The 26,503-nt window shown below is 59.2% G+C and carries 26 protein-coding genes, 1 tRNA gene and 1 pseudogene; 18 read left to right on the plus strand and 10 right to left on the minus strand.

What is annotated here, in order from left to right; all coding sequences use genetic code 11:
* Positions 1–135 precede the first annotated feature (135 nt).
* The 18 genes and pseudogenes from PSH65_RS07205 (at position 136) to nadA (ending at position 14,578) form a co-directional block, all read left to right on the plus strand.
* Positions 136–474: a ribbon-helix-helix domain-containing protein gene (locus tag PSH65_RS07205; RefSeq protein ID WP_305426954.1), complete on the plus strand. Its 339-nt coding sequence runs from the start codon at positions 136–138 to the stop codon at positions 472–474.
* A gap of 137 nt (positions 475–611) precedes the next feature.
* Positions 612–833, plus strand: a complete 222-nt coding sequence (locus tag PSH65_RS07210) for an FmdB family zinc ribbon protein (RefSeq protein WP_010457489.1) — start codon at positions 612–614, stop codon at positions 831–833.
* A gap of 123 nt (positions 834–956) precedes the next feature.
* On the plus strand, positions 957–2,732 hold the full coding sequence (aspS, locus tag PSH65_RS07215) for an aspartate--tRNA ligase (protein WP_305425556.1): 1,776 nt from the start codon (positions 957–959) through the stop codon (positions 2,730–2,732).
* 123 nt (positions 2,733–2,855) lie between these two features.
* Complete coding sequence (locus PSH65_RS07220) at positions 2,856–3,602, plus strand: YebC/PmpR family DNA-binding transcriptional regulator (protein ID WP_305425557.1); 747 nt, start codon at positions 2,856–2,858, stop codon at positions 3,600–3,602.
* A 158-nt stretch (positions 3,603–3,760) separates the two neighbouring features.
* Positions 3,761–4,285, plus strand: coding sequence for a crossover junction endodeoxyribonuclease RuvC (gene ruvC, locus PSH65_RS07225; protein ID WP_007897036.1), 525 nt, complete (start codon positions 3,761–3,763; stop codon positions 4,283–4,285).
* A gap of 115 nt (positions 4,286–4,400) precedes the next feature.
* A complete protein-coding gene (gene ruvA / locus PSH65_RS07230; RefSeq protein ID WP_038981959.1) occupies positions 4,401–5,015 on the plus strand; it encodes a Holliday junction branch migration protein RuvA in 615 nt (204 codons plus the stop codon).
* Positions 5,016–6,077, plus strand: coding sequence for a Holliday junction branch migration DNA helicase RuvB (gene ruvB, locus PSH65_RS07235; protein WP_008006678.1), 1,062 nt, complete (start codon positions 5,016–5,018; stop codon positions 6,075–6,077). It begins immediately after the preceding gene.
* A gap of 127 nt (positions 6,078–6,204) precedes the next feature.
* On the plus strand, positions 6,205–6,672 hold the full coding sequence (ybgC, locus tag PSH65_RS07240; RefSeq protein ID WP_007933231.1) for a tol-pal system-associated acyl-CoA thioesterase: 468 nt from the start codon (positions 6,205–6,207) through the stop codon (positions 6,670–6,672).
* Positions 6,662–7,357, plus strand: coding sequence for a protein TolQ (tolQ, locus tag PSH65_RS07245; RefSeq protein ID WP_007897030.1), 696 nt, complete (start codon positions 6,662–6,664; stop codon positions 7,355–7,357). Before ybgC ends, tolQ begins: the two co-directional genes overlap by 11 nt.
* 23 nt (positions 7,358–7,380) lie before the next feature.
* Positions 7,381–7,833: a protein TolR gene (gene tolR, locus PSH65_RS07250; protein WP_162556275.1), complete on the plus strand. Its 453-nt coding sequence runs from the start codon at positions 7,381–7,383 to the stop codon at positions 7,831–7,833.
* Positions 7,833–8,912: a cell envelope integrity protein TolA gene (gene tolA / locus PSH65_RS07255; protein ID WP_305425560.1), complete on the plus strand. Its 1,080-nt coding sequence runs from the start codon at positions 7,833–7,835 to the stop codon at positions 8,910–8,912. Before tolR ends, tolA begins: the two co-directional genes overlap by 1 nt.
* Before the next feature lie 29 nt (positions 8,913–8,941).
* Positions 8,942–10,210, plus strand: coding sequence for a Tol-Pal system beta propeller repeat protein TolB (gene tolB / locus PSH65_RS07260; RefSeq protein WP_305425562.1), 1,269 nt, complete (start codon positions 8,942–8,944; stop codon positions 10,208–10,210).
* A gap of 52 nt (positions 10,211–10,262) precedes the next feature.
* Entirely contained in the window at positions 10,263–10,760 is a 498-nt protein-coding gene (gene pal / locus PSH65_RS07265) for a peptidoglycan-associated lipoprotein Pal (protein ID WP_003178634.1), read from the plus strand.
* A 6-nt stretch (positions 10,761–10,766) separates the two neighbouring features.
* A pseudogene (ybgF, locus tag PSH65_RS07270) lies at positions 10,767–11,619 on the plus strand (tol-pal system protein YbgF).
* A gap of 168 nt (positions 11,620–11,787) precedes the next feature.
* Entirely contained in the window at positions 11,788–12,435 is a 648-nt protein-coding gene (gene queE, locus PSH65_RS07275; RefSeq protein ID WP_008072914.1) for a 7-carboxy-7-deazaguanine synthase QueE, read from the plus strand.
* 1 nt (position 12,436) lies between these two features.
* Positions 12,437–13,129 carry a 7-cyano-7-deazaguanine synthase QueC gene (queC, locus tag PSH65_RS07280; protein ID WP_305425563.1) on the plus strand — a complete coding sequence of 231 codons (693 nt, stop codon included), beginning with the start codon at positions 12,437–12,439 and terminating at the stop codon, positions 13,127–13,129.
* 63 nt (positions 13,130–13,192) lie between these two features.
* Positions 13,193–13,268 (plus strand) — tRNA-Lys (locus tag PSH65_RS07285).
* A 251-nt stretch (positions 13,269–13,519) separates the two neighbouring features.
* Positions 13,520–14,578 carry a quinolinate synthase NadA gene (gene nadA, locus PSH65_RS07290; protein WP_048395651.1) on the plus strand — a complete coding sequence of 353 codons (1,059 nt, stop codon included), beginning with the start codon at positions 13,520–13,522 and terminating at the stop codon, positions 14,576–14,578.
* A 113-nt stretch (positions 14,579–14,691) separates the two neighbouring features.
* On the opposite strand, the gene PSH65_RS07295 is transcribed toward nadA, so the two are convergent.
* The 10 genes from PSH65_RS07295 to PSH65_RS07340 all read right to left on the minus strand — a co-directional run bounded on the left by PSH65_RS07295 (position 14,692) and on the right by PSH65_RS07340 (position 26,503).
* Entirely contained in the window at positions 14,692–15,180 is a 489-nt protein-coding gene (locus PSH65_RS07295) for an RDD family protein (protein ID WP_305425565.1), read from the minus strand.
* A 94-nt stretch (positions 15,181–15,274) separates the two neighbouring features.
* Positions 15,275–15,487 carry a cold-shock protein gene (locus PSH65_RS07300; RefSeq protein WP_003175786.1) on the minus strand — a complete coding sequence of 71 codons (213 nt, stop codon included), beginning with the start codon at positions 15,485–15,487 and terminating at the stop codon, positions 15,275–15,277.
* 393 nt (positions 15,488–15,880) lie between these two features.
* The gene (gene gcvT, locus PSH65_RS07305) at positions 15,881–17,005 is read right to left on the minus strand and encodes a glycine cleavage system aminomethyltransferase GcvT (RefSeq protein WP_305425566.1); all 1,125 of its coding nucleotides are present in this window, start codon (positions 17,003–17,005) and stop codon (positions 15,881–15,883) included.
* A gap of 33 nt (positions 17,006–17,038) precedes the next feature.
* A complete protein-coding gene (locus PSH65_RS07310; protein WP_305425567.1) occupies positions 17,039–18,415 on the minus strand; it encodes an L-serine ammonia-lyase in 1,377 nt (458 codons plus the stop codon).
* Positions 18,416–18,554: 139 nt separating this feature from the next.
* On the minus strand, positions 18,555–21,407 hold the full coding sequence (gene gcvP, locus PSH65_RS07315) for an aminomethyl-transferring glycine dehydrogenase (protein WP_305425569.1): 2,853 nt from the start codon (positions 21,405–21,407) through the stop codon (positions 18,555–18,557).
* An 11-nt stretch (positions 21,408–21,418) separates the two neighbouring features.
* Positions 21,419–21,802, minus strand: coding sequence for a glycine cleavage system protein GcvH (gcvH, locus tag PSH65_RS07320; RefSeq protein WP_305425571.1), 384 nt, complete (start codon positions 21,800–21,802; stop codon positions 21,419–21,421).
* A gap of 453 nt (positions 21,803–22,255) precedes the next feature.
* Positions 22,256–23,764 (minus strand): sigma-54-dependent transcriptional regulator, encoded by a 1,509-nt coding sequence (locus tag PSH65_RS07325; RefSeq protein ID WP_305425572.1) that lies wholly within the window; start codon positions 23,762–23,764, stop codon positions 22,256–22,258.
* Between the two features lie 231 nt (positions 23,765–23,995).
* Positions 23,996–24,358: a DUF5064 family protein gene (locus PSH65_RS07330; protein ID WP_305425573.1), complete on the minus strand. Its 363-nt coding sequence runs from the start codon at positions 24,356–24,358 to the stop codon at positions 23,996–23,998.
* 12 nt (positions 24,359–24,370) lie between these two features.
* Positions 24,371–25,300, minus strand: a complete 930-nt coding sequence (arcC, locus tag PSH65_RS07335; RefSeq protein ID WP_305425574.1) for a carbamate kinase — start codon at positions 25,298–25,300, stop codon at positions 24,371–24,373.
* 192 nt (positions 25,301–25,492) lie between these two features.
* Positions 25,493–26,503: an ornithine carbamoyltransferase gene (locus tag PSH65_RS07340; RefSeq protein ID WP_305425575.1), complete on the minus strand. Its 1,011-nt coding sequence runs from the start codon at positions 26,501–26,503 to the stop codon at positions 25,493–25,495.

The following is a 26,503-nucleotide window of genomic DNA, read 5'->3' on the forward strand; positions in this document are numbered from 1 at the left end:
TCCCCTCTCCGTTGTTGGCTTATCCTACGTTGATGGGCAAAAAGTCATCTGGATATGCCTGTGCGCCTGCGCTTTTATAAGGAAACGGAATATGACTCTTATAAGCAGCAAGGATGGCAAAGGAGTGTCAACGGTATGGTTCATGAAGACAGGCGAGACGAGGGGAGGGTCGGTCCACTCAAGGACGTAAGGATTGATTTATTAGTCAGCGAATTCGATATGGGCCTGGCCCAGCCATTATCCCGGTCAGTGCGTTTGAATGGCTTTGCCACCTGTTTGCGGCTTGAGCAGGTCTATTGGGATATTTTGGGTGATATGGCCAAGGTCAATCGCTGCTCGGTCAGTACGCTGTTGTCCCACGTGGATCGCGAAGTGCATTTGCGTCATGGCGGTGTGAAGAACTTCACCGGGCTGGTGCGGGTTGTCTGCGTCGTGCACAGCTTGAAGGAGGGAAATTGCCTCGCCATGGCTTAGCGGTTGGCGATGGATCGGGTCGAGTGTCGGTCTGTGCAGTCTTACGGCTGCACAGGCTGCATTTAATGGATATAATCCCGCCCTTTGCCGCAAAGCCCAGCATGCGCGGTAGCAATCTGATCGCCGAGACAACCCCCATGCCGATGTACGACTATCAATGTGCTTCCTGTGGTCATCAGTTGGAAGCCATTCAAAAGATCAGCGCAGCACCGTTGGTCGACTGCCCTGCCTGCCAGGCGCCAGAGCTTAAAAAGATGCTGTCCATGCCGGGCTTCCGCCTCAGCGGCACCGGCTGGTACGAAACCGACTTCAAGACCGGTTCCAAGAAAAATCTGGCCGGTGGCGACAAAGCTGACTAGGGTCTAGCGCCCGGGCTGAATGACACGCGCGAGCTCTTGCATCATCCGGCACCTTTATTTAAGTGCGGGGGGGCGGCAAGACCTCCAACCGAATTTCGAATTACGAGAAGTGAAACCACTACCATGATGCGCAGCCATTATTGCGGCCAACTGAACGAAAGCCTGGAAGGCCAGGAAATTACCCTTTGCGGATGGGTCCACCGTCGTCGTGACCACGGTGGGGTGATTTTCCTCGATATCCGTGATCGTGACGGTCTGGCCCAGGTGGTGTTCGACCCGGACCGCGCTGAATCCTTCGCCGCCGCCGATCGCGTACGCAGCGAATACGTGGTCAAGATCACCGGCAAGGTTCGCCTGCGTCCGGCCGGTGCCACTAACGCCAACATGGCGTCGGGCATGATCGAAGTGCTGGGCTACGAGCTGGAAGTATTGAACGAAGCGGAAACCCCGCCGTTCCCGCTCAACGAGTTCTCCGACGTCGGCGAAGAAACCCGCCTGCGTTATCGCTTCCTCGACCTGCGTCGCCCGGAAATGCTCGAGAAGCTGCGTCTGCGTTCGCGCATGACCACCAGCATCCGTCGCTTCCTGGACGAGAACGGCTTCCTCGATGTCGAGACGCCGATTCTGACTCGCGCCACGCCAGAAGGCGCTCGCGACTACCTGGTGCCGAGCCGTACTCACGCAGGTAGCTTCTTCGCCTTGCCGCAATCGCCACAGCTGTTCAAGCAGCTGCTGATGGTCGCCGGCTTCGACCGTTACTACCAGATCGCCAAGTGCTTCCGCGACGAAGATCTGCGCGCCGACCGTCAGCCGGAGTTCACCCAGATCGACATCGAGACCAGCTTCCTCGATGAAAAAGAGATCATGGGCATCACCGAACAAATGATCCGCAACCTGTTCAAGGAAGTGCTGGGTCTGGAATTCGGCGACTTCCCGCACATGACTTTTGAAGAGGCCATGCGTCGTTACGGTTCCGACAAGCCGGACCTGCGTAACCCGCTGGAACTGGTTGACGTTGCCGATCAACTGAAAGAAGTCGACTTCAAGGTGTTCAGTGGTCCTGCCAACGACCCGAAATGCCGCGTTGCCGCTCTGCGCGTTCCAGGCGCAGCAAGCATGCCGCGCAGCAAGATCGACGACTACACCAAGTTCGTCGGCATCTACGGTGCCAAGGGCCTGGCGTACATCAAGGTCAACGAGCGCGCCAAAGGCGTCGAAGGTCTGCAGTCGCCAATCGTCAAGAACATCCCGGAGGCCAACCTCAACGTGATCCTGGATCGCGTCGGTGCGGTCGATGGCGACATCGTGTTCTTCGGTGCCGACAAAGCCAAGATCGTCAGCGAAGCCCTGGGCGCGCTGCGGATCAAGGTTGGTCACGACCTGAGCCTGCTGACCTGCGAATGGGCCCCGATGTGGGTCGTCGACTTCCCGATGTTCGAAGAGAACGACGACGGCAGCTTCACCGCCTTGCACCACCCGTTCACCGCGCCGAAGTGCACCCCGGAAGAACTGGAAGCCAGTCCGGCAACCGCGCTGTCCCGTGCCTACGACATGGTCCTGAACGGCACCGAGCTGGGTGGCGGTTCGATCCGTATCCACCGCAAGGAAATGCAACAGTCGGTGTTCCGTCTGCTGGGTATCAGCGAAGCGGAACAGGAAGAGAAATTCGGCTTCCTGCTCGACGCCCTGAAATACGGCGCGCCGCCGCACGGTGGTCTGGCCTTCGGTCTGGACCGTCTGGTGATGCTGATGACCGGCGCCCAGTCGATCCGTGAAGTGATCGCCTTCCCGAAAACCCAGAGCGCTGCCTGCGTCATGACTCAGGCACCGGGTCTGGTGGATGCCAAGGCATTGCGCGAACTGCACATTCGACTGCGCGAAACGCCTAAAGCTGAGTAAGGCTGACCAGAAGGGCGCCTCTTCGGATGCGCCCTTTCTTTATACAATGGTCGAGATTTTTATTTGCTGGCTGGCGCATCATGGCGTGGCGGGCAATGTTTCAAAGAGAATTCGGAGCGAGTTATGGCGGGTCATTCCAAGTGGGCGAACATCAAGCACCGCAAAGAACGTCAGGATGCCAAGAAGGGCAAGATTTTCACCAAGTGGATTCGTGAACTGACGGTTGCTGCTCGTCAGGGCGGCGCTGATCCGGGCTCCAACCCGCGTTTGCGTCTGGCGCTGGATAAAGCGCTGGGTGCGAACATGAGCCGCGACATCATCGACCGCGCGGTTGCTCGTGGTGCCGGTGCTGCCGATACCGACGACATGGTCGAGCTGACCTACGAAGGTTACGGCCCGGGCGGTGTGGCGGTGATGGTTGAATGCATGACCGACAACCGCAACCGCACCGCAGCGGCTGTTCGCCATGCGTTCAGCAAGTGCGGCGGTAACCTTGGCACCGACGGTTCGGTGGCCTACCTGTTCGAGCGCAAGGGGCAGATTTCCTTCGCGCCAGGCGTGGATGAGGATGCGCTGATGGAAGCGGCCATGGAAGCCGACGCCGATGACGTGGTGACTCACGAGGACGGTTCGATCGACGTCTTCACCTCGTTCGCCGGCTTCTATTCCGTGCGCAACGCTTTGGAGGCCGCAGGCTTCAAGGGCGATGACGCGGAAATCGTCATGCTGCCGACCACCAGTGCCGAACTGGACCTGGAAGGCGCCGAGAGAGTTTTGAAGCTGATCGACATGCTTGAAGACCTGGACGACGTGCAAAACGTGTATTCCAACGCCGACATTCCGGAGTCGGTGGCCGCACAGCTCGGATAAGGGCGACTAAGATTCAGTGTGGGAGCTGGCTTGCCTGCGATGGCGGCGTGTCAGGCTACATCATTGTTTGATGTGCCTGCGCCTTCGCAGGCAAGCCAGCTCCCACATTTGTTATTCGCTGTATTGAATATCGTGCTCTTACCTAACCCGCAGGCGTTATGACTTTAATTCTTGGAATCGACCCCGGTTCGCGTATCACCGGTTATGGCGTGGTACGTGATACCGGGCGTGGCTGCGTGTACGTGGCGTCGGGCTGCATTCGCACGGGCTCCGGCGAGCTGCATGAGCGCCTGCAAATCGTCTATCGGGGCGTGCGTGAAGTGATCCAGACCTACGGCCCGGTGACCATGGGCATCGAAAAAGTCTTCATGGCGCGCAATGCCGATTCCGCCCTCAAACTCGGCCAGGCCCGTGGCGCAGCCATTGTGGCCGGTGCCGAGGAAAGCCTGGAAATCGCCGAATACACCGCGACCCAGGTCAAGCAGGCGGTGACCGGCACCGGCGGGGCGAACAAGGAACAGGTGCAAATGATGGTCATGCACATGCTGAAATTGACCAGCAAGCCGCAAATCGATGCTTCGGATGCCCTGGCCATCGCGATTTGCCACGCTCACACCCGGTCCAGCCTGTTGCCTCATGGTCTGGGTACGGCACGCAGTCGTGGCGGGCGCCTGCGTCTCTGATAGCATCAGCAATCATTTTTTATGGAATGAGGGTTTTGCGCCTGTGTTGTCGGCGCAAAACCCTTGTTCTGTCAGTCGCCAGCACTGATCTGGCCAAGGCTCAAGGATCTGAAACGTGATTGGACGCTTGCGCGGCACTTTGGCTGAGAAACAGCCGCCGCACCTGATTCTGGATGTAAACGGTCTGGGGTATGAGCTGGAAGTACCCATGACCACGCTGTATCGCTTGCCGTCGGTCGGTGAACCGCTGACCCTGCACACCCATTTGGTCGTACGCGAAGACGCGCAGTTACTCTATGGCTTCTTTGGCAAGCGCGAGCGAGACTTTTTTCGCGAGCTGATCCGTCTCAATGGTGTGGGGCCGAAACTGGCGCTGGCCTTGATGTCGAGCCTGGAGGTCGACGAACTGGTTCGTTGCGTGCAGTCTCAGGACACTTCGGCGCTGACCAAGGTGCCGGGCGTGGGCAAGAAGACGGCCGAGCGTTTGTTGGTGGAACTCAAGGATCGCTTCAAGGCTTGGGAAACCGTGCCGGCGATGTTCGCGTTGGTGCCAAACCAGCCGGGTGGGCCAGATGCGCCTCCGGTCGCCACCGCCGAAAATGACGCGGTCAGCGCGCTGATTTCCCTGGGTTACAAGCCGCAGGAGGCCAGCAAGGCGATTTCCGCGATCAAGGAGAAAGGTTTGAGCAGTGAAGACATGATTCGTCGTGCCCTTAAGGGAATGATCTAAGTGATTGAAGCTGATCGTCTGATCGCCGCCACGGGTGGTCCCCGTGACCGCGAGGAAGTCCAGGATCGGGCGATTCGCCCCGTCAGCCTGGCCGAATACATTGGCCAGCCGACCGTTCGCGAGCAAATGGAGTTGTTCATCCAGGCCGCGCGCGGGCGCAATGAATCGCTGGACCACACGCTGATTTTCGGCCCGCCGGGCCTGGGTAAAACCACCCTGGCCAATATCATTGCCCAGGAAATGGGCGTGTCGATCAAAAGCACCTCGGGGCCGGTTCTCGAGCGTCCGGGTGATCTGGCGGCGTTGCTGACCAACCTTGAACCGCACGACGTGCTGTTCATCGACGAGATCCATCGGTTGTCGCCGATCGTCGAAGAAGTGCTGTACCCGGCCATGGAGGATTTCCAGCTCGACATCATGATCGGCGAAGGGCCGGCCGCGCGCTCGATCAAACTCGATCTGCCGCCGTTCACCCTGGTCGGCGCAACCACCCGTGCCGGCATGCTGACCAACCCGTTGCGCGACCGTTTCGGGATCGTCCAGCGTCTGGAGTTCTACAACACCGCTGACCTGGCAACGATTGTCAGCCGTTCGGCGAACATTCTCGGTTTGCCGCTGGACCCGGAAGGCGCCTTCGAAATCGCCCGCCGTGCCCGTGGCACGCCGCGGATCGCCAACCGCTTGCTGCGTCGGGTCCGGGATTTCGCCGAGGTTCGCGCCAAGGGTCACATCACCAAGCCGATCGCCGACCTGGCCTTGAACCTGCTGGATGTCGACGAGCGTGGCTTCGACCATCAGGACCGACGCCTGCTGCTGACCATGATCGAGAAGTTCGACGGTGGGCCGGTGGGTGTAGACAGTCTGGCGGCGGCGATCAGCGAAGAGCGTCACACCATTGAAGACGTGCTGGAGCCGTATCTGATCCAGCAGGGCTATATCATGCGCACTCCGCGGGGGCGGGTGGTCACTCGGCATGCGTACCTGCACTTCGGTTTAAACATCCCGTCACGATTAGGCGAGATGCCCGTGGTAGACGAGTTCCTCGATGCCGTGGACGATTAGTAACCTTTGCGCGCTGATTTATTCCGGGTTTGTGCTGTCCCAGGACCGTACTTTCGCCAGAAAGCCGCGAATCAATGAAAAACAGTTGCCTGGCCGGATTGGCAACCTGAGGAGTAAGCACTAGAGTATGCGCGCGCAAAACGGGCTTGAGCCGTTCGCACATCGTTGTCGCGTTTATTACGAGGACACCGATGCGGGCGGCATCGTGTATTACGTCAATTACCTCAAGTTTATGGAACGGGCTCGAACCGAGCGGCTCCGGGAGCTGGGCTTTGCCCAGTCGGCGCTGGCAGGGGAGGACCTGTTGTTCGTCGTGCATTCCAGCGAAGCGCGTTACCACGCGCCGGCGCGACTGGACGACGAACTGCTGGTAAGCGCTGAAGTAATTGAATTGAACCGGGTCAGCCTGCGCTTCAAACAGCAGGTCAGGCGAGCTACGGATAATGTGCTGCTCTGCGAAGGGCAGTTTCTGGTGGCCTGTGTGCGCACCAACAGTTTGAAACCCCGGGCCATTCCCGAAGCTCTACGTGCGGCCTTTGCCGACGTGAGCGGCGCGGGTACACACTCAAAGCAGGAGATAAAGCGTGGAAGCTAACGTCGTCGACCATTCCTCCATGTGGAGCCTGGTCAGCAATGCCAGTATCGTGGTGCAACTGGTAATGCTGATCCTGGTAGCCGCATCGGTGACCTCATGGATCATGATCTTTCAGCGCAGCAACTTGCTGCGCGCCGGTCGACGTGCCCTGGAGAGCTTTGAAGAGCGCTTCTGGTCCGGTATCGACCTGTCCAAGCTCTACCGTCAGGCCGGCAGCAACCCTGATCCGGATTCGGGCGTCGAGCAGATCTTCCGTGCCGGTTTCAAGGAATTCTCCCGTCTGCGTCAGCAGTCAGGCGTTGACCCGGAAGCGGTCATGGAAGGCGTGGCGCGTGCCATGCGCGTGGCCATTTCCCGCGAAGAGGAAAAACTCGAGCAGAGCCTGCCGTTCCTCGCCACCGTCGGTTCCGTCAGCCCATACATCGGTCTGTTCGGTACGGTCTGGGGCATCATGAACTCCTTCCGTGGTCTGGCAACTGCCCAGCAAGCGACCCTGGCCACTGTGGCCCCTGGTATTGCCGAAGCACTGATTGCTACCGCGATCGGTCTGTTCGCCGCCATCCCGGCCGTTATCGCCTACAACCGTTTTGCTGCCCGCAGCGAAACCCTGCTGGGCCGCTACTACACCTTCGCCGACGAATTCCAGGCGATCCTGCACCGCAAAGTGCACACCAGCGAAGAATAAGCAGGTAATTTCCAATGGCTTTAATCGCTCGAGCTCGCAAAAAGCGCAAGCCGGTTGCCGAGATGAACGTGGTGCCTTACATCGACGTGATGCTGGTACTGCTGGTCATCTTCATGGTGACCGCGCCGATGCTCAATCAGGGCGTGAAAGTTGATCTGCCCAAGGTTTCCAGCGAAGCCTTGCCGCAGGACAACAACACTCAGGTCCTGACCATTTCGATCAAGTCTGACAAGACCTACTACTGGAACCTTGGCAGCGAAGTCGACACCGAAAAGCAGCAGGACAAGGCCATGACCTTGCCGCAAATGACCGACGCGGTGACCAAGATCATTCGCGCCGGTACTGAAGGCGGCAAGCGTACCCAGGTATTCATTCGCGGCGACAAGACTGTCGATTACGGCTCCGTCATGGGCGCGATGGGCGGGTTGCAGAAGGCCGGGGTCGGTAATGTTGGCTTGATTACCGAGGCACCCTGATGCAGCAAATGCGAGAGCCGTCCGCCTCGGAAAGCTACTTCTGGCCTAGTGTCTGGGCGATTGTCTTGCACGTGCTGGTTTTTGGCATGCTGTTCGTCAGTTTCGCCTTCACACCGGAGCTGCCGCCGGCCAAGCCGATCGTCCAGGCGACCCTGTACCAGCTGAAATCGAAAAGTCGGGCGACCACCCAGACCAATCAGAAGATTGCGGGTGAAGCGCAGAAATCTGCTGCGCGCCAGACCGAAGTCGAACAGATGGAACAGAAAAAGATCGAACAGGAAGCGATCAAGGCCGCGGAACAAAAGAAGGAAGATGCGGCTCAAAAAGCCGAAGAATCCAAGAAGGCCGACGAGACGAAGAAAGCGGAAGAGGCAAAAAAGGCTGATGAAGCCAAGAAAGCCGATGAAGCGAAGAAGACCGCCGAAGCCAAAAAGGCCGAAGAGAAACAATTGGCTGATATAGCCAAGAAGAAATCTGAAGAAGAAGCCAAGAAAGCTGCTGAAGAAGAGGCCAAGAAAGCGGCCGCTGAAGAAGCGAAGAAAAAGATCGTCGAAGACGCGAAGAAGAAAGCCGCCGAAGACGCCAAGAAGAAATCTGAAGCTGAAGAGGCGAAGAAGAAAGTCGCCGAAGACGCGAAGAAGAAAGCTGCTGCCGATGCCGCGAAGAAAAAATCGCAGGAAGCGGCACGTAAATCCGTCGAAGACAAAAAGGCCCAGGCCCTGGCAGATTTGCTTTCCGACACGCCGCAGCGTCAGCAGGCCTTGGCCGATGAGCAGGGTGACGAAGTCGCCGGCAACTTCGATGACCTGATTCGTTCGCGTGCTTCTGAAGGTTGGGCGCAGCCACCGTCGGCCCGCAAGGGCATGAAAGTGATCCTGCAAATCAACATGCTGCCTGACGGAACGATCTCCGGTGTATCGGTTGCCCGTTCCAGTGGGGATGTGCCGTTCGACAGTTCAGCGGTAGCGGCGGTAAAAAATATTGGTCGATTGACCGAAATGCAGGGTCTGAAGCCAGCTGATTTCGCACCCTATCGTTCATTCAAGATGACATTCACACCTGAGGATCTAGCCTTGTGAGAAACCTTCTTCGAGGACTGCTTGTAGTCATGTTCTGCTTTGCAGGACTGGCCACGGCAGATGAAAAAAATATCCTGGTCAGCAGTGGTAGCTCCCAGGCAACTCCAATTGCCGTAGTGCCATTCGGTTTCCAGGGCGGCAGCGTGCTGCCGGATGACATGGCCGAAATCATCGGTAACGACCTGCGTAACTCGGGTTACTACGCACCGATTCCAAAGCAGAACATGATCAGCCAGCCAAGCCAGGCGAGCGAAATCATTTTCCGTGACTGGAAGGCTGTTGGCGCCCAGTACATTATGGTCGGCAGCATCGTTCCAGCGGGCGGTCGCCTGCAGGTTCAATACGCACTGTTCAACGTTGCCACCGAGCAGCAAGTGCTGACCGGCAGCGTGTCGGGCGGCGTCGATCAACTGCGCGACATGGCGCACTACATCTCCGACCAGTCGTTCGAGAAACTCACCGGTATCAAAGGTGCGTTCTCGACTCGCCTGCTGTACGTGACGGCCGAGCGGTTCTCCGAGAAGAACACTCGCTACACGCTGCAACGTTCGGACTATGACGGTGCCCGTGCCGTGACACTGCTGCAATCGCGCGAGCCAATCCTGTCGCCGCGTTTTGCACCGGATGGCAAACGTATTGCCTACGTGTCGTTCGAGCAGAAGCGTCCGCGCATTTTCATGCAGAACATCGACACCGGTCGCCGTGAGCAGATCACCAACTTCGAAGGCCTGAATGGTGCGCCGGCATGGTCGCCGGATGGTCAGCGCCTGGCGTTCGTACTGTCGAAAGACGGCAACCCGGACATTTATGTGATGAACCTGGGTTCGCGTCAGATCAGTCGCGTCACCAACGGTCAGGGCATCAACACCGAACCGTTCTGGGGTAAGGATGGTTCGACCATCTACTTCACCTCCGACCGTGGCGGCAAGCCACAGATCTACAAAACCAGTGCAAGCGGTGGTGGTGCGGAGCGTGTGACCTTCATCGGTAACTACAACGCCAACCCTAAACTGTCGGCCGATGAAAAGACCCTGGTGATGATCCATCGTCAGGAAGGCTTCACTAATTTCAAGGTGGCGGCCCAGGATTTGCAGCGAGGTAGTGTAAAGATCCTCACTGATAGCACTCTGGACGAGTCGCCTACTGTTGCGCCCAACGGCACCATGGTAATCTACGCCACCCGCCAGCAGGGCCGGGGAGTCTTGATGCTCGTGTCCATTAATGGACGCGTGAGGCTCCCGCTTCCTACCGCACAAGGCGAAGTCAGAGAACCGTCCTGGTCCCCTTACCTGAACTGACGCGGCGCTACACGTTGTACTTAACACACTGGGGTTCATTAGGAGTTTCACGATGGAAATGCTGAAGTTTGGTAAATTTGCTGCGCTGGCTCTGGCCATGGCTGTAGCTGTAGGTTGCTCGTCCAAAGGCGGCGACAACGCCGGTGAAGGCGCTGTAGATCCAAACGCTGGTTACGGCGCTAACACTGGTGCAGTTGACGGCTCCCTGAGCGAAGAAGCTGCTCTGCGCGCAATCACCACCTTCTACTTCGAATACGACAGCTCGGACCTGAAGCCAGAAGCCATGCGCGCTCTGGACGTTCACGCCAAAGACCTGAAAGCAAACGGCGCTCGCGTTGTTCTGGAAGGCAACACCGACGAACGTGGTACTCGTGAGTACAACATGGCACTGGGCGAGCGTCGTGCGAAAGCCGTTCAGCGCTACCTGGTACTGCAAGGTGTTTCCCCAGCTCAGCTGGAACTGGTTTCCTACGGCGAAGAGCGTCCAGTTGCTACCGGCAACGACGAGCAGTCCTGGGCTCAAAACCGTCGCGTCGAACTGCGTAAGTAATTCGTCATGCGAACGTGCCGTCGTGCTGTAACTGTTTTGGCTCTCAGCCTCGCACCGCTTGCGGTGTGGGCTGCGGTTCCTGTGGTCGAGGACAACTCCGGCTATAACAATAGCGGGAGTAGTTATCCGCCTGCGGGTTACGGTACGAACGGCGCCTATGCCGGGGGAGGGGTTTCGGCCCCTGTCTCGGCACAGGGCCAGCTGTTCAACCAACTGCAACAGATGCAGGATCAGATCTCGCGCCAACAGGGTGTGATCGAAGAACTGCAAAATGATGTAGCGCGCATGAAGCAAGAGAGCCTGGAGCGATATCAGGATCTTGATCGGCGCATAGGAACCGGCGTTGCACCAGCCGCGACTCCTGATAATTCTTCCACCGGTGGCAATTTGAATGCCCCCGGTGCAGCAGCCGGCGCAGGTGCGGGAGCGGCAGCTGCTGCCACTTCCACACAAGCGCCTGCCGCAGGTGGCGAACCGGCTGATCCGGCGAAGGAAAAACTGTATTACGATGCAGCCTTCGACCTGATCAAGGCCAAGGATTTCGACAAGGCCAGCCAGGCTTTCGCCGCATTCCTGCGCAAATACCCGAACAGCCAATACGCGGGCAACGCCCAGTACTGGTTGGGGTGAAGTGAACCTGGCCAAAGGTGATCTGCAAGGTGCAGGTCAGGCTTTTGCCAAGGTTTCGCAGCTGTACCCCAAGCACCCCAAAGTGCCTGATTCGCTGTACAAGCTCGCTGATGTAGAGCGTCGCCTTGGTCATACCGACAGGGTCAAAGGCATTCTGCAGCAGGTCGTGTCCCAATATCCGGGCACTTCCGCCGCTCAGCTGGCGCAGCGTGACTTGCAAAAAATGTAAGGGCAGCTTGACCCGTTTTGAAGAAACCCGCGCTTGTCGCGGGTTTTTTCGTTAGAATTCATGCCCTTTTTATGAAACACGCTTTTTTGGGATCTGCGCGTTGGCGAGGTTCCTTGAAGTGCCTGACGGAGGCGGACAGCCTGTTTAGCTGTTACGCCCGTGGCGACTATGCAAGACACATTGAGAATCACCGAAGTTTTCTACTCGTTGCAGGGTGAAACGCGGACTGCCGGGCTGCCCACTGTTTTTGTGCGCCTGACCGGTTGCCCATTGCGTTGCCAATACTGCGACAGCGCCTACGCGTTCACTGGCGGCACCATTCGCACGCTCGATGACATCCTCGAGCAAGTGGCCGGTTTTCGCCCGCGTTATGTTTGTGTCACGGGTGGCGAGCCCCTGGCGCAACCGAATGCCATTCCCTTGCTCAAGCAGTTGTGTGACGCCGGCTACGAAGTGTCGCTGGAAACCAGTGGCGCACTGGATATCTCGGCGGTCGATCCACGGGTCAGTCGCGTCGTCGACCTGAAAACCCCGGGTTCGAAAGAAGCACACCGCAACCGCTACGAGAACATCGAGCTGCTCACGCCTAACGATCAGGTAAAATTTGTCATCTGCTCGCGGGAAGACTACGACTGGGCCGTGTCCAAACTGATTCAGTACGGTCTGGATCAGCGTGCCGGCGAAGTCCTGTTCTCGCCGAGCCACCATGACCTGAACGCGCGTGATCTGGCGGACTGGGTGGTGGCGGACAATCTGCCTGTGCGTCTGCAATTGCAGCTGCATAAATATCTTTGGAATGACGAGCCGGGGCGCTGAAATGACTGAACAAACGAACACTGCTGAAAAACGTGCGGTCATCCTGCTGTCTGGCGGCCTCGACTCCGCGACAGTGGTGGCCATGGCCCGTGCCGAAGGCTACAGCTGCTACACCATGAGCTTCGATTACGGTCAGCGGTCGCATGCCGAATTGCACGCCGCCGCACGTGTCGCCCAAGACTTGGGTGTGGTCGAGCACAAGGTGATCGGCCTGAACCTGAACGGTATAGGCGGCTCGGCCCTGACCGACAGTAGCATCGATGTGCCGGAAACGCCGGGTGAAGGCATCCCGGTGACTTACGTGCCGGCGCGCAACACGGTGTTTCTATCCCTGGCGCTGGGCTGGGCTGAAGTACTGGGCGCGCGTGACATCTTTATCGGTGTCAACGCGGTGGATTATTCCGGTTATCCGGATTGTCGTCCCGAGTTCATCGAAGCCTTCGAGCGCATGGCCAACCTGGCGACCAAGGCCGGGGTAGAAGGGCAGGGCTTCCGTATCCAGGCGCCACTGCAGAACCTGAGCAAGGCGCAGATCGTTCAGGCTGGCGTGAAGCTTGGCGTCGATTACGGGCTGACCGTTTCCTGCTATCAGGCGGACGATAATGGCCGCGCCTGCGGTAAATGCGATAGCTGCCGCCTGCGTGCAGAAGGCTTCGCGGCGGCCGGTGTGACTGACCCAACACCTTATTTTTGATTTATTTCAAATTAGGTGTTGAATAGTCCTTAAAAATCAGTATTATACGCGCCACCACACAGCGGGTCGTTAGCTCAGTTGGTAGAGCAGTTGGCTTTTAACCAATTGGTCGTAGGTTCGAATCCCACACGACCCACCATTTTAAAAAATCTGGAAGGCCCACGTAAGTGAGGATTTCCGGGTTTTTTTTTGCCCGCGATTTGAGCTCGACTCAGTCCGGGTGACGCAGGTCAGAATCATCTTTTGCATCCACGGGATATTCTGTAGCCTTGCGCAGCTTCAACGCTGTCCACGCCTGATGAATACTCACTCTCCCGGCGGTACCCCGAAGGGTCCGGAGCCGGGTGTATACTCGACTTTCGCGCGAAAGCGCTTGCAGGTCTTGCGAACATGACGCAGATTTCCGAACGCCTTCTGGTTCAAGCTCACCTCGATGCCAAGCAGCCCAAACCGCTGACGGCCGAGGAAGAGGCTTATTACCGTACTGCCATCGCTGCCGAGCTCAAGGCTCAGGACGCGGTGCTGGTTGCCCACTTCTATTGCGATCCGGTCATTCAGGCCCTGGCCGAAGAAACCGGTGGCTGCGTCTCCGACTCTCTGGAGATGGCCCGCTTCGGCAATGCCCACCCGGCCAAGACGGTGGTGGTCGCCGGTGTGAAGTTCATGGGCGAGACCGCCAAAATCCTCAACCCTGAAAAACGCGTGCTGATGCCAACCCTGGAAGCGACCTGCTCGCTGGACCTGGGTTGCCCGGTGGACGAGTTCTCGGCGTTCTGCGATCAGCATCCGGAACGTACGGTGGTGGTGTATGCCAACACTTCGGCGGCAGTCAAAGCCCGTGCGGACTGGGTGGTGACTTCCAGCTGTGCGCTGGAAATCGTCGAAAGCCTGATGGATAACGGCGAAACCATCATCTGGGCGCCGGACAAGCACCTGGGCACTTATATCCAGCGCAAGACCGGTGCCGACATGCTGCTATGGGACGGTGCCTGCATCGTTCACGAAGAGTTCAAGGCCAAGCAGCTCGAAGACATGAAGGCGCTGTACCCGGATGCGGCCATTCTGGTGCACCCGGAGTCGCCGACCGCAGTCATCGATTTGGCCGATGCGGTGGGTTCCACCAGTCAGTTGATCGCTGCTGCGCAAAGTCTGCCAAACAAGACCCTGATCGTCGCGACCGATCGCGGCATCTTCTACAAGATGCAGCAGCTGTGCCCGGACAAGGTCTTTATCGAGGCGCCAACGGCCGGTAACGGCGCTGCCTGCCGCAGTTGTGCGCATTGCCCGTGGATGGCGATGAACACCCTTGAGCGCACGCTGAAGAGCTTGCGCGAGGGCACGAACGAGATCTTTGTTGATCCGGCGTTGATTCCGCAGGCGGTGCGGCCGTTGAAGCGGATGCTTGATTTCACCCAGGCGGCGCGGATGAAACTGGCCGGCAACGCCTGATACTTACTGTGGCGAGAACTGTTGTGGCGAGGGAGCTTGCTCCCGTTCGGTTGCGCAGCAGCCGCATTTGGGGGCGCTTCGCACCCCAGCGGGAGCAAGCTCCCTCGCCACATTTACTGGGTCTTCTTCGGGATCCGCACCAATTGGGTATTGGAGTAGATGTCATGCCAGCTGCGTTTCTGCTTGTCGAACAGTGACCAGAAGAACCCCAGCCCGAGGCATAGCCAGGACGCGATCGACACCACAAAGCGCAGCAGCGCCTGCCACAGGCTAATGGATGAGCCATCGGCGTTTTGCACGCGGATGCCCCAGACCTGCATGCCCAGCGTCTGCCCCGACCAGATCCAGAACTTGGCGAAGAAGCCGAACAGCACGAACAACAGCACCGTCGATAGCAGCGGATCACCGTCCAGCGCGCCAGCGTCGGTCAAGGCACGCATTTGGCCTTCGCCGATGATCGCCATCTGGATCATTTTGTAAATGCCGCTGGTGACGATCAGCAGGGCGGTGCATAACAGGAAGTCGTAGAACATCGCTGCCAGGCGACGACCCAGGCCGACGGCGGGGAAGTCGCCCTGTGGGTAGAGCAGGTGTTTCGACATGGCAGCCTCTGAACGGAAAAGAAGTCATTTTACGGATTTACGCGCACAAAAAAGCCCCTGATATCAGTATCAGGGGCTTTTTCGTTACAGAAGATCAGGCTTCTGCTTGTACTTCGTCAGCCTGCATGCCTTTCTGGCCTTGTACAGCAACGAAAGTCACTTTCTGGCCTTCTTTCAGGCTCTTGAAGCCGTTGCCCTGAATAGCGCGGAAATGCACGAACAGATCCGGACCGCTTTCTGGAGTGATAAAACCAAAACCTTTCTCGTCGTTAAACCACTTGACGGTACCGCTCTGACGTTGGGACATTTCTTATTTCCTTTGACGCAAAAATGAATGACAGTCTCTTTCTCGTGAAAGAGTACTGGGGCTGGTTGCAGGAGAGTAAGAAGACGTCGAACGGGATGTAGCTAACTTGTAGGCTACTGCCCAGGTCACGATTTCCAAGCGACCCATGCAAACACAGTGAACAAACTCTACGCCAACTACGGGAGAAAAAACAAGCCCTGCGAAGGCCCGGATTTCCTCAGCTTGATGGCAGTTAACAGGCACACTAGTGCAGGCTTATTCGATCGAGTTGTTCATTGGTTTTCGATTGTTATAAGTAACGTTCATAAACGAAACGTATGCACTATTTTATGGCGGTTGCGTTACAGATTAGTGCACTGTTAACGCAACCGCGTTACTTATAGAAACATTCAATCAGCCGCGATAGTAGCGTTGTGGAACAAATGGCATTTTGCTTACAAGCAAAGACACCTTTTTCCCACGCACGATGGCCCAAACCGGCGTTTCCAAAACGGTATAAGCGCTGTCGAGGTAACCCATCGCCAAAGGACCGCCCAGCGTCGGACCGAAGCCACCGCTGCACACGCTGCCGATGATGTCGCCGGCTTCGTTGACGATTTCCGCACCTTCGCGCACCGGCGTACGTTCCTGCGGCAGCAGGCCAACGCGTTTGCGGCTGACACCGGCTTGCTGCTGGGCGAACACGGTTTCAGCGCCAGGGAAGCCACCGGCCCGCGCGCCATCGGCACGTCGAGGCTTGGAGATGGCCCACAGCAGGCTCGCTTCGATTGGGGTGGTTTCGGTGTTCATGTCGTGGCCGTAGAGGCACAGGCCGGCTTCCAGGCGCAGGGAGTCGCGAGCGCCGAGGCCGATGGCCGCCACTTCCGGTTCGGCCAGCAGGGCACGAGCCAGGGCTTCGGCATTGGCCGCCGGCACGGAGATTTCGAAACCGTCTTCGCCGGTGTAGCCCGAACGGCTGACAAAGCAATCCACGCCCAACAGCTTCACGCGGGCGAACTGCATGAAGGTCATCTTCGCAACTTCTGGCGCCAGGCGTGCGAGCACGGTGACAGCGGCCGGGCCTTGCAGGGCCAGCAACGCGCGCTCTTCGAACAGTGGCTCGATCGTGCACTGGTCGCCGATGTGCTTGCGCAAGTGCGCCAGGTCCTGATCCTTGCAGGCGGCGTTGACCACCAGGAACAGTTCGTCGTTACCGAGGTTGGCGACCATCAGGTCGTCGAGGATGCCGCCGGTCTCGTTGGTGAACATCGCGTAGCGCTGCATGCCCACTGGCAGGTCGATGATATCCACCGGCACCAGGGTTTCCAGGGCTTTGGCCGCGTTGGCGCCAGTCAGGCGGATCTGGCCCATGTGCGAGACATCGAACAGCCCGGCCTGATCTCGGGTGTGCTGGTGTTCTTTCATCACGCCCAGCGGGTATTGCACCGGCATGTCATAGCCGGCGAACGGCACCATGCGGGCGCCGAGTTCGAGGTGCAGTGCGTGCAACGGGGTTTTCAACAGTTGTTCGGTGGACATATCCAGCTCCTGAAAATAGTGCAGATGCGCGCATCAGCACTCGATAATGTTGACCGCCAAACCGCCACGGGCGGTTTCCTTGTATTTGCTTTTCATGTCGGCGCCGGTCTGGCGCATGGTGCGGATGACTTTGTCGAGGGAGACGAAGTGCTGACCGTCGCCGCGCAGGGCCATGCGCACCGCATTGATGGCCTTGACCGAGCCCATGGCGTTGCGCTCGATACAAGGCACTTGCACCAGCCCACCAATCGGGTCGCAGGTCAGGCCGAGGTTGTGTTCCATGCCGATTTCGGCGGCGTTTTCTACCTGCTGCACCGTGCCGCCCAGCACTTCACACAAGGCGCCGGCGGCCATGGAGCAGGCGACGCCGACCTCGCCCTGACAGCCGACTTCGGCGCCGGAGATCGAGGCGTTTTCCTTGTACAGAATGCCGATCGCGGCGGCCGTCAGTAGGAAGCGCACGACACCATCTTCGTTGGCGCCGGGGATGAAGCGCATGTAGTAATGCAGCACCGCCGGAATGATTCCGGCTGCACCGTTGGTGGGCGCGGTGACCACGCGTCCGCCGTTGGCGTTTTCTTCGTTGACCGCCAGGGCGTACAGGTTGACCCAGTCCAGCACCGACAGCGGATCGCGCAGCGATGATTCCGGGTTGTTGCACAGTTGCCGATGCAACGCCGCAGCCCGACGTTTGACCTTCAGTCCACCGGGAAGGATGCCTTCGTTGCGGCAACCGGCGGCGACGCAGTCTTGCATCACTTGCCAGATCTTCAGCAAACCGGCACGGGTTTCTGCTTCCGGGCGCCAGGCACTTTCGTTGGTCAGCATCACCTGACTGATCGACAGGCCGTAGGTGCTGCAATGACCGAGCAGGTCCTTGGCGCTTTTGAACGGGAAGGTCAGCGGCGTGGCGTCTTCAACGATGCGGTCGGCACCCGCGGCGTCTTCATCGACGACGAACCCGCCACCGACCGAGTAGTACTCGCGGCTGCGGACTTGCAAGCCCGCCGCGTCGAATGCACGAAAGATCATGCCGTTGGGGTGATAGGCCAACGGTTTGCGAATCATCGCCAGGTGTTCTTTCTCGTTGAACGCAATGCTGTGTTCGCCGAGCAGGTTCAAGCGACCGTTGCCACGAATCTCTTGCAGGCGAGCGGCGACGGTTTCGGTGTCCACGGTATCCGGGTGTTCGCCTTCCAGGCCCAGCAACACAGCCTTGTCGCTGCCGTGGCCTTTACCGGTGGCGCCGAGCGAGCCGTAGAGCTCGACTTTGACGCAGGTGGTTGCCGCCAGCAGCCCTTCACGGCGCAGACCTTCGGCGAAGCGCGCAGCGGCACGCATCGGGCCGACGGTGTGGGAGCTGGAGGGGCCGATGCCAATCTTGAACAGGTCGAACACGCTTAACGACATGGTTGTTCTCCGGTTTCTTGTTATGGGAATTGGCGAAAATTTTTTGACTAAATACGATCCTGTGGGAGCAGGCAAGCCAGCTCCCACAGGGGGATGTGGTGTTCTTGAAAATGGGGCGAGTAAACCCGCCCTCATTTGTTTAAGCGTAGCTTTCGATCGACGGGCAGGCGCAGACCAGGTTGCGATCGCCGAAGACGTTGTCGACGCGACCGACCGGTGGCCAGTACTTGCCTTCGATCAGCGACGCAACCGGGTACACCGCTTGCTCGCGGCTGTACGGGTGAGTCCACTCGCCGACGATTTCCGCGGCGGTGTGTGGCGCGTTTTTCAGCGGGTTGTCCTCCTTGTCCAGCGTGCCGTTTTCCACTGCGCGGATTTCTTCGCGGATGCGGATCATGGCGTCACAGAAGCGGTCCAGTTCTTCCTTGGATTCGCTTTCGGTCGGTTCGATCATCAACGTGCCGGCCACCGGGAACGACATGGTTGGGGCGTGGAAGCCGAAGTCGATCAGGCGCTTGGCGACGTCATCGACACTGATGCCGCTGCTGTCTTTCAACGGACGCAGGTCGAGGATGCATTCGTGTGCCACCAGACCGTTGCTGCCGGTGTACAACACTGGGTAATGCTCTTCGAGGCGACGGGAAATGTAGTTGGCATTCAGGATCGCCAGTTGCGAAGCGCGCTTGAGACCTGCGCCACCCATCATTCGAATGTACATCCAAGTGATCGGCAGAATGCTCGCGCTGCCGAACGGTGCCGCGCAGACCGCGCCTTCTTTGCGTTCCATCTGGGCGTGGCCCGGCAGGAACGGCGTCAGGTGCGACTTGACGCCAATCGGGCCGACGCCGGGGCCGCCACCGCCGTGTGGAATGCAGAAGGTTTTGTGCAGGTTCAGGTGCGACACATCGCCGCCGAACTTGCCCGGTGCGCAGAGGCCGACCATGGCGTTCATGTTGGCGCCGTCGATGTAAACCTGGCCGCCGTTGTCGTGAATGATGCCGCAGATTTCGCGGATGCCTTCTTCGAACACGCCGTGGGTTGACGGGTAGGTGATCATCAGCGCCGCGAGGTGTTCGCGGTGCTCGATGGCCTTGGCACGCAGGTCTTCGATGTCGACGTTGCCGCGGGCATCGCACGCGGTCACGACCACGCGCATGCCGGCCATGTTAGCGGTGGCCGGGTTAGTGCCGTGGGCGGACGATGGGATCAAGCAGATGTCGCGACGGTCTTCGCCACGGCTCTGGTGATAGGCGCGAATCGCCAGCAGACCGGCGTATTCACCTTGGGAACCGGCGTTCGGTTGCAAGGAGATCGAGTCGTAACCGGTGGCGGCGCAGAGCATCGCTTCCAGTTCATCGGTCAGTTGCTGATAACCGGCGCTTTGCTCGGCCGGGGCGAACGGGTGCAGGGCACCGAACTCAGCCCAGGTCACCGGGATCATTTCGCTGGCGGCGTTGAGTTTCATGGTGCAGGAACCCAGCGGGATCATGGTGCGATCCAGTGCCAGGTCCTTGTCGGCGAGCTTGCGCAGGTAGCGCATCAGCTCGGTTTCCGAGTGATAACGGTTGAATACTGGGTGGCTGAGGATCGGCGATTGACGAACCAGCGTGGCCGGGAGAGTGCTTTCGACCGAAGCGGCGAGGGCGGTGAAATCTGGCAGTGCCTTGCCGTCGGCCAGCACGCTCCACAGGGTTTCAACGTCGGCCTGGCTGGTGGTTTCGTCCAGGGACAGACCCAGACGCTCGCCATCCACAACACGCAGGTTGATCTTCTGAGCACGCGCCTTGTCGTGCAAAGCCGCCGTTTGCGCGCCGGTCTTGATCGTCAGCGTGTCGAAGAAGTTGGTTTGCTCGACGGTCAGGCCCAATGCGCTCAAGCCTTTGGCGAGGATCGCGGTCAGGTGATGAATGCGCTGGGCGATCTGCGTCAGGCCTTTCGGGCCGTGGTACACGGCGTACATGCTGGCGATGTTGGCTAGCAGCACTTGGGCGGTGCAGATGTTGCTGGTGGCTTTCTCGCGGCGGATATGTTGCTCGCGGGTCTGCATGGCCAGGCGCAGGGCCGGCTTGCCGAAACGGTCCACGGAAACGCCGACCAGACGGCCCGGCATGTCGCGCTTGAACGCATCGCGGGTGGAGAAGTAGGCCGCGTGCGGACCACCGAAGCCCAACGGCACGCCAAAGCGTTGCGCGCTGCCGATGGCCACGTCGGCACCGAACTCGCCCGGCGGGGTCAGCACGGTCAGGGCCAGCAGGTCAGCCGCGACTGCGACCAGCGCATTAGTAGCGTGGAAGCGCTCGGTCAGTTCGCGGTAGTCGAACACATCACCGTTGCTGGCCGGGTATTGCAGCAAGGCGCCGAAGAACGGCGTCATGTCGGTCAGTTCGCGCTCGTTGCCGACCACCACGTCGATACCCAACGGCTCGGCACGGGTGCGCAGCACATCGAGGGTCTGTGGGTGGCAATGCACCGAGGCGAAGAATGCGTGGCTGCCTTTGTTCTTGCTCAGGCGTTTGCAGAAGGTCATGGCTTCGGCAGCGGCGGTGGCTTCGTCGAGCAGCGAGGCGTTGGCGATCGGCAGGCCGGTCAGGTCGCTGATCAGGGTCTGGAAGTTCAGCAGCGCTTCGAGACGGCCCTGGGAAATTTCTGGCTGGTACGGGGTGTAAGCGGTGTACCAGGCCGGGTTTTCCAGCAGGTTGCGCAGGATCGGCGACGGCGTGTGAGTGCCGTAGTAGCCCTGACCGATGTAGGTCTTGAACAGCTGGTTTTTGCCGGCGATGGATTTGATCAGCGCCAGGGCATCCGCTTCACTCAGGCCGTCTTCCAGGCCGAGGACGCTGGTGCCCTTGATGCTGTCCGGGATGACGCTGGCGCTCAGGGCTTCCAGCGAATCAAAGCCCAAGCTATTGAGCATGGCTTGCTCGTCGCCGGAGCGCGGGCCGATGTGGCGTGCGATGAATTCGTTGGCGGTGCTTAGGTTAACTTGAGTCATGTCAGCGCTCCTCAGGCTTCGGCGTTGGCTTTGATCAGACGGTCGTAAGCGTCTTGATCCAGCAGTTGGCCGACAGCCGAGGCGTCGGTTGGCTTGAAGCGGAAGAACCAGCCTTCGCCCAGCGGATCTTCGTTGACCAGTTCAGGGCTGCTGTCCAGCGCCGGGTTCACTTCCAGCACTTCGCCGTCGAGTGGCATGTACACGCCGCTGGCGGCTTTTACCGATTCCACGGTAGCGGCTTCAGCGCCTTTGTCGTAGGACTGCAGCTCAGGCAGTTGTACGAAAACCACGTCGCCCAGGGCGTTCTGTGCGAAAGCGGTGATGCCGACCGTGACGGTGCCGTCAGCATCGGTGCGCAGCCATTCGTGATCTTCAGTAAAACGCAACTCGCTCATGGAAACTCCTAAGGGGGCCAGACTCGTCTGGTGGACGCGATGGAATGCAGGGTAAAAAGCCCTGCTTTATAGGAGGTTACTAAGCAAAAATGCGGCCAATGTTATTTTATTGTTTAAAAACAATGATTTAGATATTTGTGCGAGTCGTTGCATTTCTGCGGCTGTAGCGAAATCGCTACAGCTCAAGCCGAAGAAAAAAGCCTAGGTGGATCAAAGCCTTGCGCAGCGCTGATTAGGAGAGGGTGTATCGATATCATTCCACTGTAGCGCTTTCAGTACAGTTGGAGGTCGCTTTTGAAAACGATTTTGAAAAACCGCGCAGAATCTGTGGGAGCGGGCTTGCCCGCGATGAGGCCGTCGCATTCAACATTTATATTGAGTTTCATATCGCCATCGCGGGCAAGCCCCACAGGGTTTTGTGGTGTTGAGGGGATTGTGTTTCAGCCACAAGCCTTACGGCTTATTGGGTATGCCGTACTTACGCAACCGATGAGCAATCGCGGTGTGGGAGGTTTGCAGGCGGCTGGCCAGTTGGCGGGTCGAGGGGTAGCTGACGTAGAGTTTTTCCAGCAGGGTTTTCTCGAACTCTTCCATGGCCTGTTCGAGGCTGTCGACGTCACTGTCGCTCTGGCGCGCCACGGAGGTGCCGGCGATGTCGAGGTCGCCGATGTCCACCAGACTGCTTTCGCAAATCGCTGCGGCGCGGAAGATTACGTTCTGCAATTGCCGCACATTGCCCGGCCAGCGATTGCCCAGCAGCGCCGGGTAAGTGCCGGGGGCCAGGCGACAGACCGGGCGCTGGATCTGCGCGCAGGCCTGCTGCATGAAGTAGCGCGCCAGCAGCAGAATGTCCTGGCCGCGCTCGCGCAGGGGCGGGACTTCGACATTCAGCACGTTGAGGCGATAGAACAGGTCTTCGCGGAAGGCGCCTTCGCTGACCATTTTTTCCAGATCGCGGTGGGTCGCGCTGAGGATTCGCACATTGACCTTCACTTCGCGATCGCCACCAACCCGACGGAAGCTGCCGTCGTTGAGAAAACGCAGCAATTTCGCCTGCAAGTACGGCGACATCTCGCCGATCTCATCGAGAAACACCGTACCCTGGTTGGCCAGTTCCATCAGCCCGGGTTTGCCGCCCCGTTGCGCGCCAGTGAAGGCGCCGGGGGCGTAGCCGAACAGTTCGCTTTCGGCGAGGTTTTCCGGTAGTGCCGCGCAGTTCAAGGCCAGGAACGGCGAACTGTGGCGGGCGCTGATGGCGTGGCAGGCGCGGGCCACCAGTTCTTTGCCGGTGCCGGTTTCGCCCTGGATCAGCAACGGTGCATCGAGGGCTGCGACTCGTTGAGCGCGAGCCTTGAGCGTACGAATGGCCGGGGATTCGCCGAGCAGGGCATCGAAACCTTCGGCGTGATCGTGGTGCAGCGCCGAAAGACGTTCACCGATGCGGTTCGGTTGATACAGGGTCAGCAGGGCGCCGGCGTCGGTGATCGGCGTGGCGTCCAGCAGCAGGGTCTGACCGTTGACGGTGATCTCGCGCAGCGGCAGGCGGAAGCCGTTTTCCAGCAACGCGTCGAGCAGCGCCGGGTCGGCAAACAGCTCGCTGATGCTTTCACCCGCCGGTTCGCGGCCGTACAGGGCAATCAGCGCCGGGTTGGCCAGCAGCACCTTGCCAGCGCTGTCGAGGGCCAACACCGGGTCGGTCATGGCGGCGAGCAACGCATCGAGCTGCAAGTGACGGCGCTGGCCGGGAAGAATGTCGACCACCGTCACCGCTTGCACCCCGCGCACACTGAACAGCGCGTCGCGCAACTCTTCAAGCACTGCCGGGCTCAAGGTCGGGGCGTCGATATAGACGTTGGGCGGCACCATTTCCACGGCATCCAGATTGAGATTGCGCCCACCGAGCAGGGCCAGGACTTCCTGGGTGATACCGACGCGGTCGATGAAGCTGACGTGGATACGCATGGGGCGGTTGGGTTCTGGAGTGCGGAGGGTGGCAAGTATGCCTTGGGGCGGGTCAATGGTGAAATCCTGCGCAGGACTTCACGTCACCACACAACCCATGTGGGAGCGGGCTTGCCCGCGATAGAGGTGTGTCAGACAACATAGATGTTGAATGTTAAACCGCAATCGCGGGCAAGTCGGATCGCCGCACCGCCGCTCCCACAGGTACAGCGTTCATCCAGGGGAATAGGATTATTCGAAGTTCTCGAGGTTTACCGGGTCGCCGGATTTCATATCCAACTGCTTCCGGATGTCTTCAAACATTAAATCGTAATGCTTGTGAACCGAGCCGATCTGGCTGTGTGTCTTCGGGATTCCGTACTTCTCGGCGATTCTCGTCACGTTGTTAGCGAAGTTGTAAGCCTCCTCCTTGGGCAGAAAGAAGGTCTCCGACATGTCCTTTCCCTGCATGCTGCCGTGCAAGGTGAATAGCACCCCTTTGCCTTTCTTGGGATCCTGCGCGACCTCATAGTCGAGGTGCACGTTGTAGTTGACATCATCCGGGGTCAGCGCGTGGCGCTCGATGTGCAGATGACCGGGCTCAAACGTTGCCATTGACGTCTCTCCTTATAAATAAGTTATGCCAGGTGTCGCCGTGCTGATACGCGTGCCGGCCTTGCCCTGGACGATCGCCTCGATATCCGAGAGTGAACCGATCACCGCGGTTTTTCCAGTATGGCGGGCGAACTCGCAGGCCGCCTGGACCTTTGGTCCCATGGAACCGGCCGCGAAGCCGAGTTTCTCCATCTCATCGGGGTGGGCCTGGGCGATGGCTTTCTGGGTGGGTTTGCCGAAGTCGATGAACGCCGCGTTGACGTCGGTGGCGATCACCAATAGATCGCTTTCAAGCTGTTCGGCCAGTAGCGCCGAGCACAGGTCTTTGTCGATCACCGCTTCCACGCCCTGCAGTTTGCCGCTGGCACCGTACATCGTCGGGATGCCGCCACCACCGGCGCAAATCACGATGCTGCCTTTTTCCAGCAGCCACTTGATCGGGCGTATTTCGAAGATGCGTTTGGGTTTCGGGCTGGCGACCACGCGACGGAATTTGTCGCCGTCCGGAGCAATCGCCCAGCCTTTTTCGGCAGCGAGTTTTTCCGCTTCGGCCTTGGTGTAGACCGGGCCGATGGGTTTGCTGGGGGCCTGGAACGCCGGGTCGTTGGCGTCGACTTCGACCTGGGTCAGCAGGGTGGCGAACGGGACTTCGAAGTCCAGCAGGTTGCCCAGTTCCTGTTCGATGATGTAGCCGATCATGCCTTCGGTTTCGGCACCGAGCACGTCCAGCGGGTATGGGGAAACCGGGGTGTAGGCCGCCGCTTGCAGCGACAGCAGCCCGACTTGCGGACCATTGCCGTGAGCGATCACCAGTTGGTTGCCGGGATGGATTTTGGCGATCTGTTCGGTGGCGATCCGGATGTTGGCGCGCTGGTTGTCCGCGGTCAGGGGTTCACCCCGGCGGAGCAGGGCGTTACCGCCCAGAGCAACGACGATACGCATAATGCAGATCCTTTCAGAGAGGGAACGAACAACACGATGATCGTCCCCTCGCTGATCGTTCCCACGGTCCCCGTGGGAATGCCGCCCGGGACGCTCTGCGTCCCATGTGACGCGGAGCGTCACCGGATGCATTCCCACGCAGAGCATGGGAACGATCAGCGGAGAGCGTGGGAACGATCACCGCGTCAGTCTTTAGATATCCGCCAGCGCCGACACCAAAATCGCCTTGATGGTGTGCATGCGGTTTTCCGCTTGCTCGAAGGCGATGTTGGCCGGCGACTCGAAGACTTCTTCCGTCACTTCAACGCCGTTGGCCAGGTGCGGATAGCGCGCGGCGATGTCTTTGCCGACCTTGGTTTCGCTGTTGTGGAACGCCGGCAGGCAGTGCATGAATTTCACGCGCGGGTTGCCCGAGGCCTTCATCATGTCGGCGTTGACCTGGTAGGGCAGCAGTTGCTCGATGCGCTCGTCCCACGCCTCAACCGGCTCGCCCATCGATACCCAGATGTCGGTGTGGATGAAGTCCACGTCCTTGACCGCTTCTTTCGGGTCTTCGGTGATGGTGATGCGAGCGCCGCTTTCCTCGGCGAAGGCTTTGCACTGATCGATGAAGTCCTGATGTGGCCACAGCGCTTTCGGCGCGGCGATGCGCACGTCCATGCCGAGTTTGGCGCCGATCATCAACAGCGAGTTGCCCATGTTGTAGCGGGCATCGCCGAGGTAGGCGTAGCTGATGTCGTGCAGCGGCTTGTCGCTGTGTTCACGCATGGTCAGGGTGTCGGCGATCATTTGCGTCGGGTGGAATTCAGCGGTCAGACCGTTGAACACCGGCACGCCGGCGAACTTCGCCAGCTCTTCGACGATTTCCTGTTCGAAGCCGCGGTACTCGATGGCGTCGAACATCCGCCCGAGCACGCGAGCGGTGTCTTTCATGCTTTCTTTGTGGCCGATCTGCGATGACACCGGGTCGATGTAGGTGACGTGGGCGCCCTGATCATGGGCCGCGACTTCGAAGGCGCAACGGGTACGGGTCGAGGTTTTTTCGAAGATCAGCGCGATGTTCTTGCCTTGCAGGTGCGGACGCTCGGTGCCGGTGTACTTGGCGCGCTTGAGGTCACGGGACAGGTCCAGCAAGTAATTCAGCTCGCGAGTGGTGTGGTGCATCAAACTCAGCAGGCTGCGGTTGCGCATATTAAAAGCCAT

Source organism: Pseudomonas sp. FP603, from assembly GCF_030687415.1.
Taxonomy (GTDB): Bacteria; Pseudomonadota; Gammaproteobacteria; order Pseudomonadales; family Pseudomonadaceae; genus Aquipseudomonas; species Aquipseudomonas wuhanensis.

Coding starts and splice junctions, on each gene's coding strand:
- PSH65_RS07205 (WP_305426954.1), top strand. CDS start 136: ATGGTTCATGAAGACAGGCGAGACGAGGGGAGGGTCGGTCCACTCAAG.
- PSH65_RS07210 (WP_010457489.1), top strand. CDS start 612: ATGCCGATGTACGACTATCAATGTGCTTCCTGTGGTCATCAGTTGGAA.
- aspS (WP_305425556.1), top strand. CDS start 957: ATGATGCGCAGCCATTATTGCGGCCAACTGAACGAAAGCCTGGAAGGC.
- PSH65_RS07220 (WP_305425557.1), top strand. CDS start 2,856: ATGGCGGGTCATTCCAAGTGGGCGAACATCAAGCACCGCAAAGAACGT.
- ruvC (WP_007897036.1), top strand. CDS start 3,761: ATGACTTTAATTCTTGGAATCGACCCCGGTTCGCGTATCACCGGTTAT.
- ybgC (WP_007933231.1), top strand. CDS start 6,205: ATGCGCGCGCAAAACGGGCTTGAGCCGTTCGCACATCGTTGTCGCGTT.
- tolA (WP_305425560.1), top strand. CDS start 7,833: ATGCAGCAAATGCGAGAGCCGTCCGCCTCGGAAAGCTACTTCTGGCCT.
- tolB (WP_305425562.1), top strand. CDS start 8,942: ATGTTCTGCTTTGCAGGACTGGCCACGGCAGATGAAAAAAATATCCTG.
- pal (WP_003178634.1), top strand. CDS start 10,263: ATGGAAATGCTGAAGTTTGGTAAATTTGCTGCGCTGGCTCTGGCCATG.
- queE (WP_008072914.1), top strand. CDS start 11,788: ATGCAAGACACATTGAGAATCACCGAAGTTTTCTACTCGTTGCAGGGT.
- queC (WP_305425563.1), top strand. CDS start 12,437: ATGACTGAACAAACGAACACTGCTGAAAAACGTGCGGTCATCCTGCTG.
- nadA (WP_048395651.1), top strand. CDS start 13,520: ATGACGCAGATTTCCGAACGCCTTCTGGTTCAAGCTCACCTCGATGCC.
- PSH65_RS07295 (WP_305425565.1), bottom strand. CDS start 15,180: ATGTCGAAACACCTGCTCTACCCACAGGGCGACTTCCCCGCCGTCGGC.
- PSH65_RS07300 (WP_003175786.1), bottom strand. CDS start 15,487: ATGTCCCAACGTCAGAGCGGTACCGTCAAGTGGTTTAACGACGAGAAA.
- gcvT (WP_305425566.1), bottom strand. CDS start 17,005: ATGTCCACCGAACAACTGTTGAAAACCCCGTTGCACGCACTGCACCTC.
- PSH65_RS07310 (WP_305425567.1), bottom strand. CDS start 18,415: ATGTCGTTAAGCGTGTTCGACCTGTTCAAGATTGGCATCGGCCCCTCC.
- gcvP (WP_305425569.1), bottom strand. CDS start 21,407: ATGACTCAAGTTAACCTAAGCACCGCCAACGAATTCATCGCACGCCAC.
- gcvH (WP_305425571.1), bottom strand. CDS start 21,802: ATGAGCGAGTTGCGTTTTACTGAAGATCACGAATGGCTGCGCACCGAT.
- PSH65_RS07325 (WP_305425572.1), bottom strand. CDS start 23,764: ATGCGTATCCACGTCAGCTTCATCGACCGCGTCGGTATCACCCAGGAA.
- PSH65_RS07330 (WP_305425573.1), bottom strand. CDS start 24,358: ATGGCAACGTTTGAGCCCGGTCATCTGCACATCGAGCGCCACGCGCTG.
- arcC (WP_305425574.1), bottom strand. CDS start 25,300: ATGCGTATCGTCGTTGCTCTGGGCGGTAACGCCCTGCTCCGCCGGGGT.
- PSH65_RS07340 (WP_305425575.1), bottom strand. CDS start 26,503: ATGGCTTTTAATATGCGCAACCGCAGCCTGCTGAGTTTGATGCACCAC.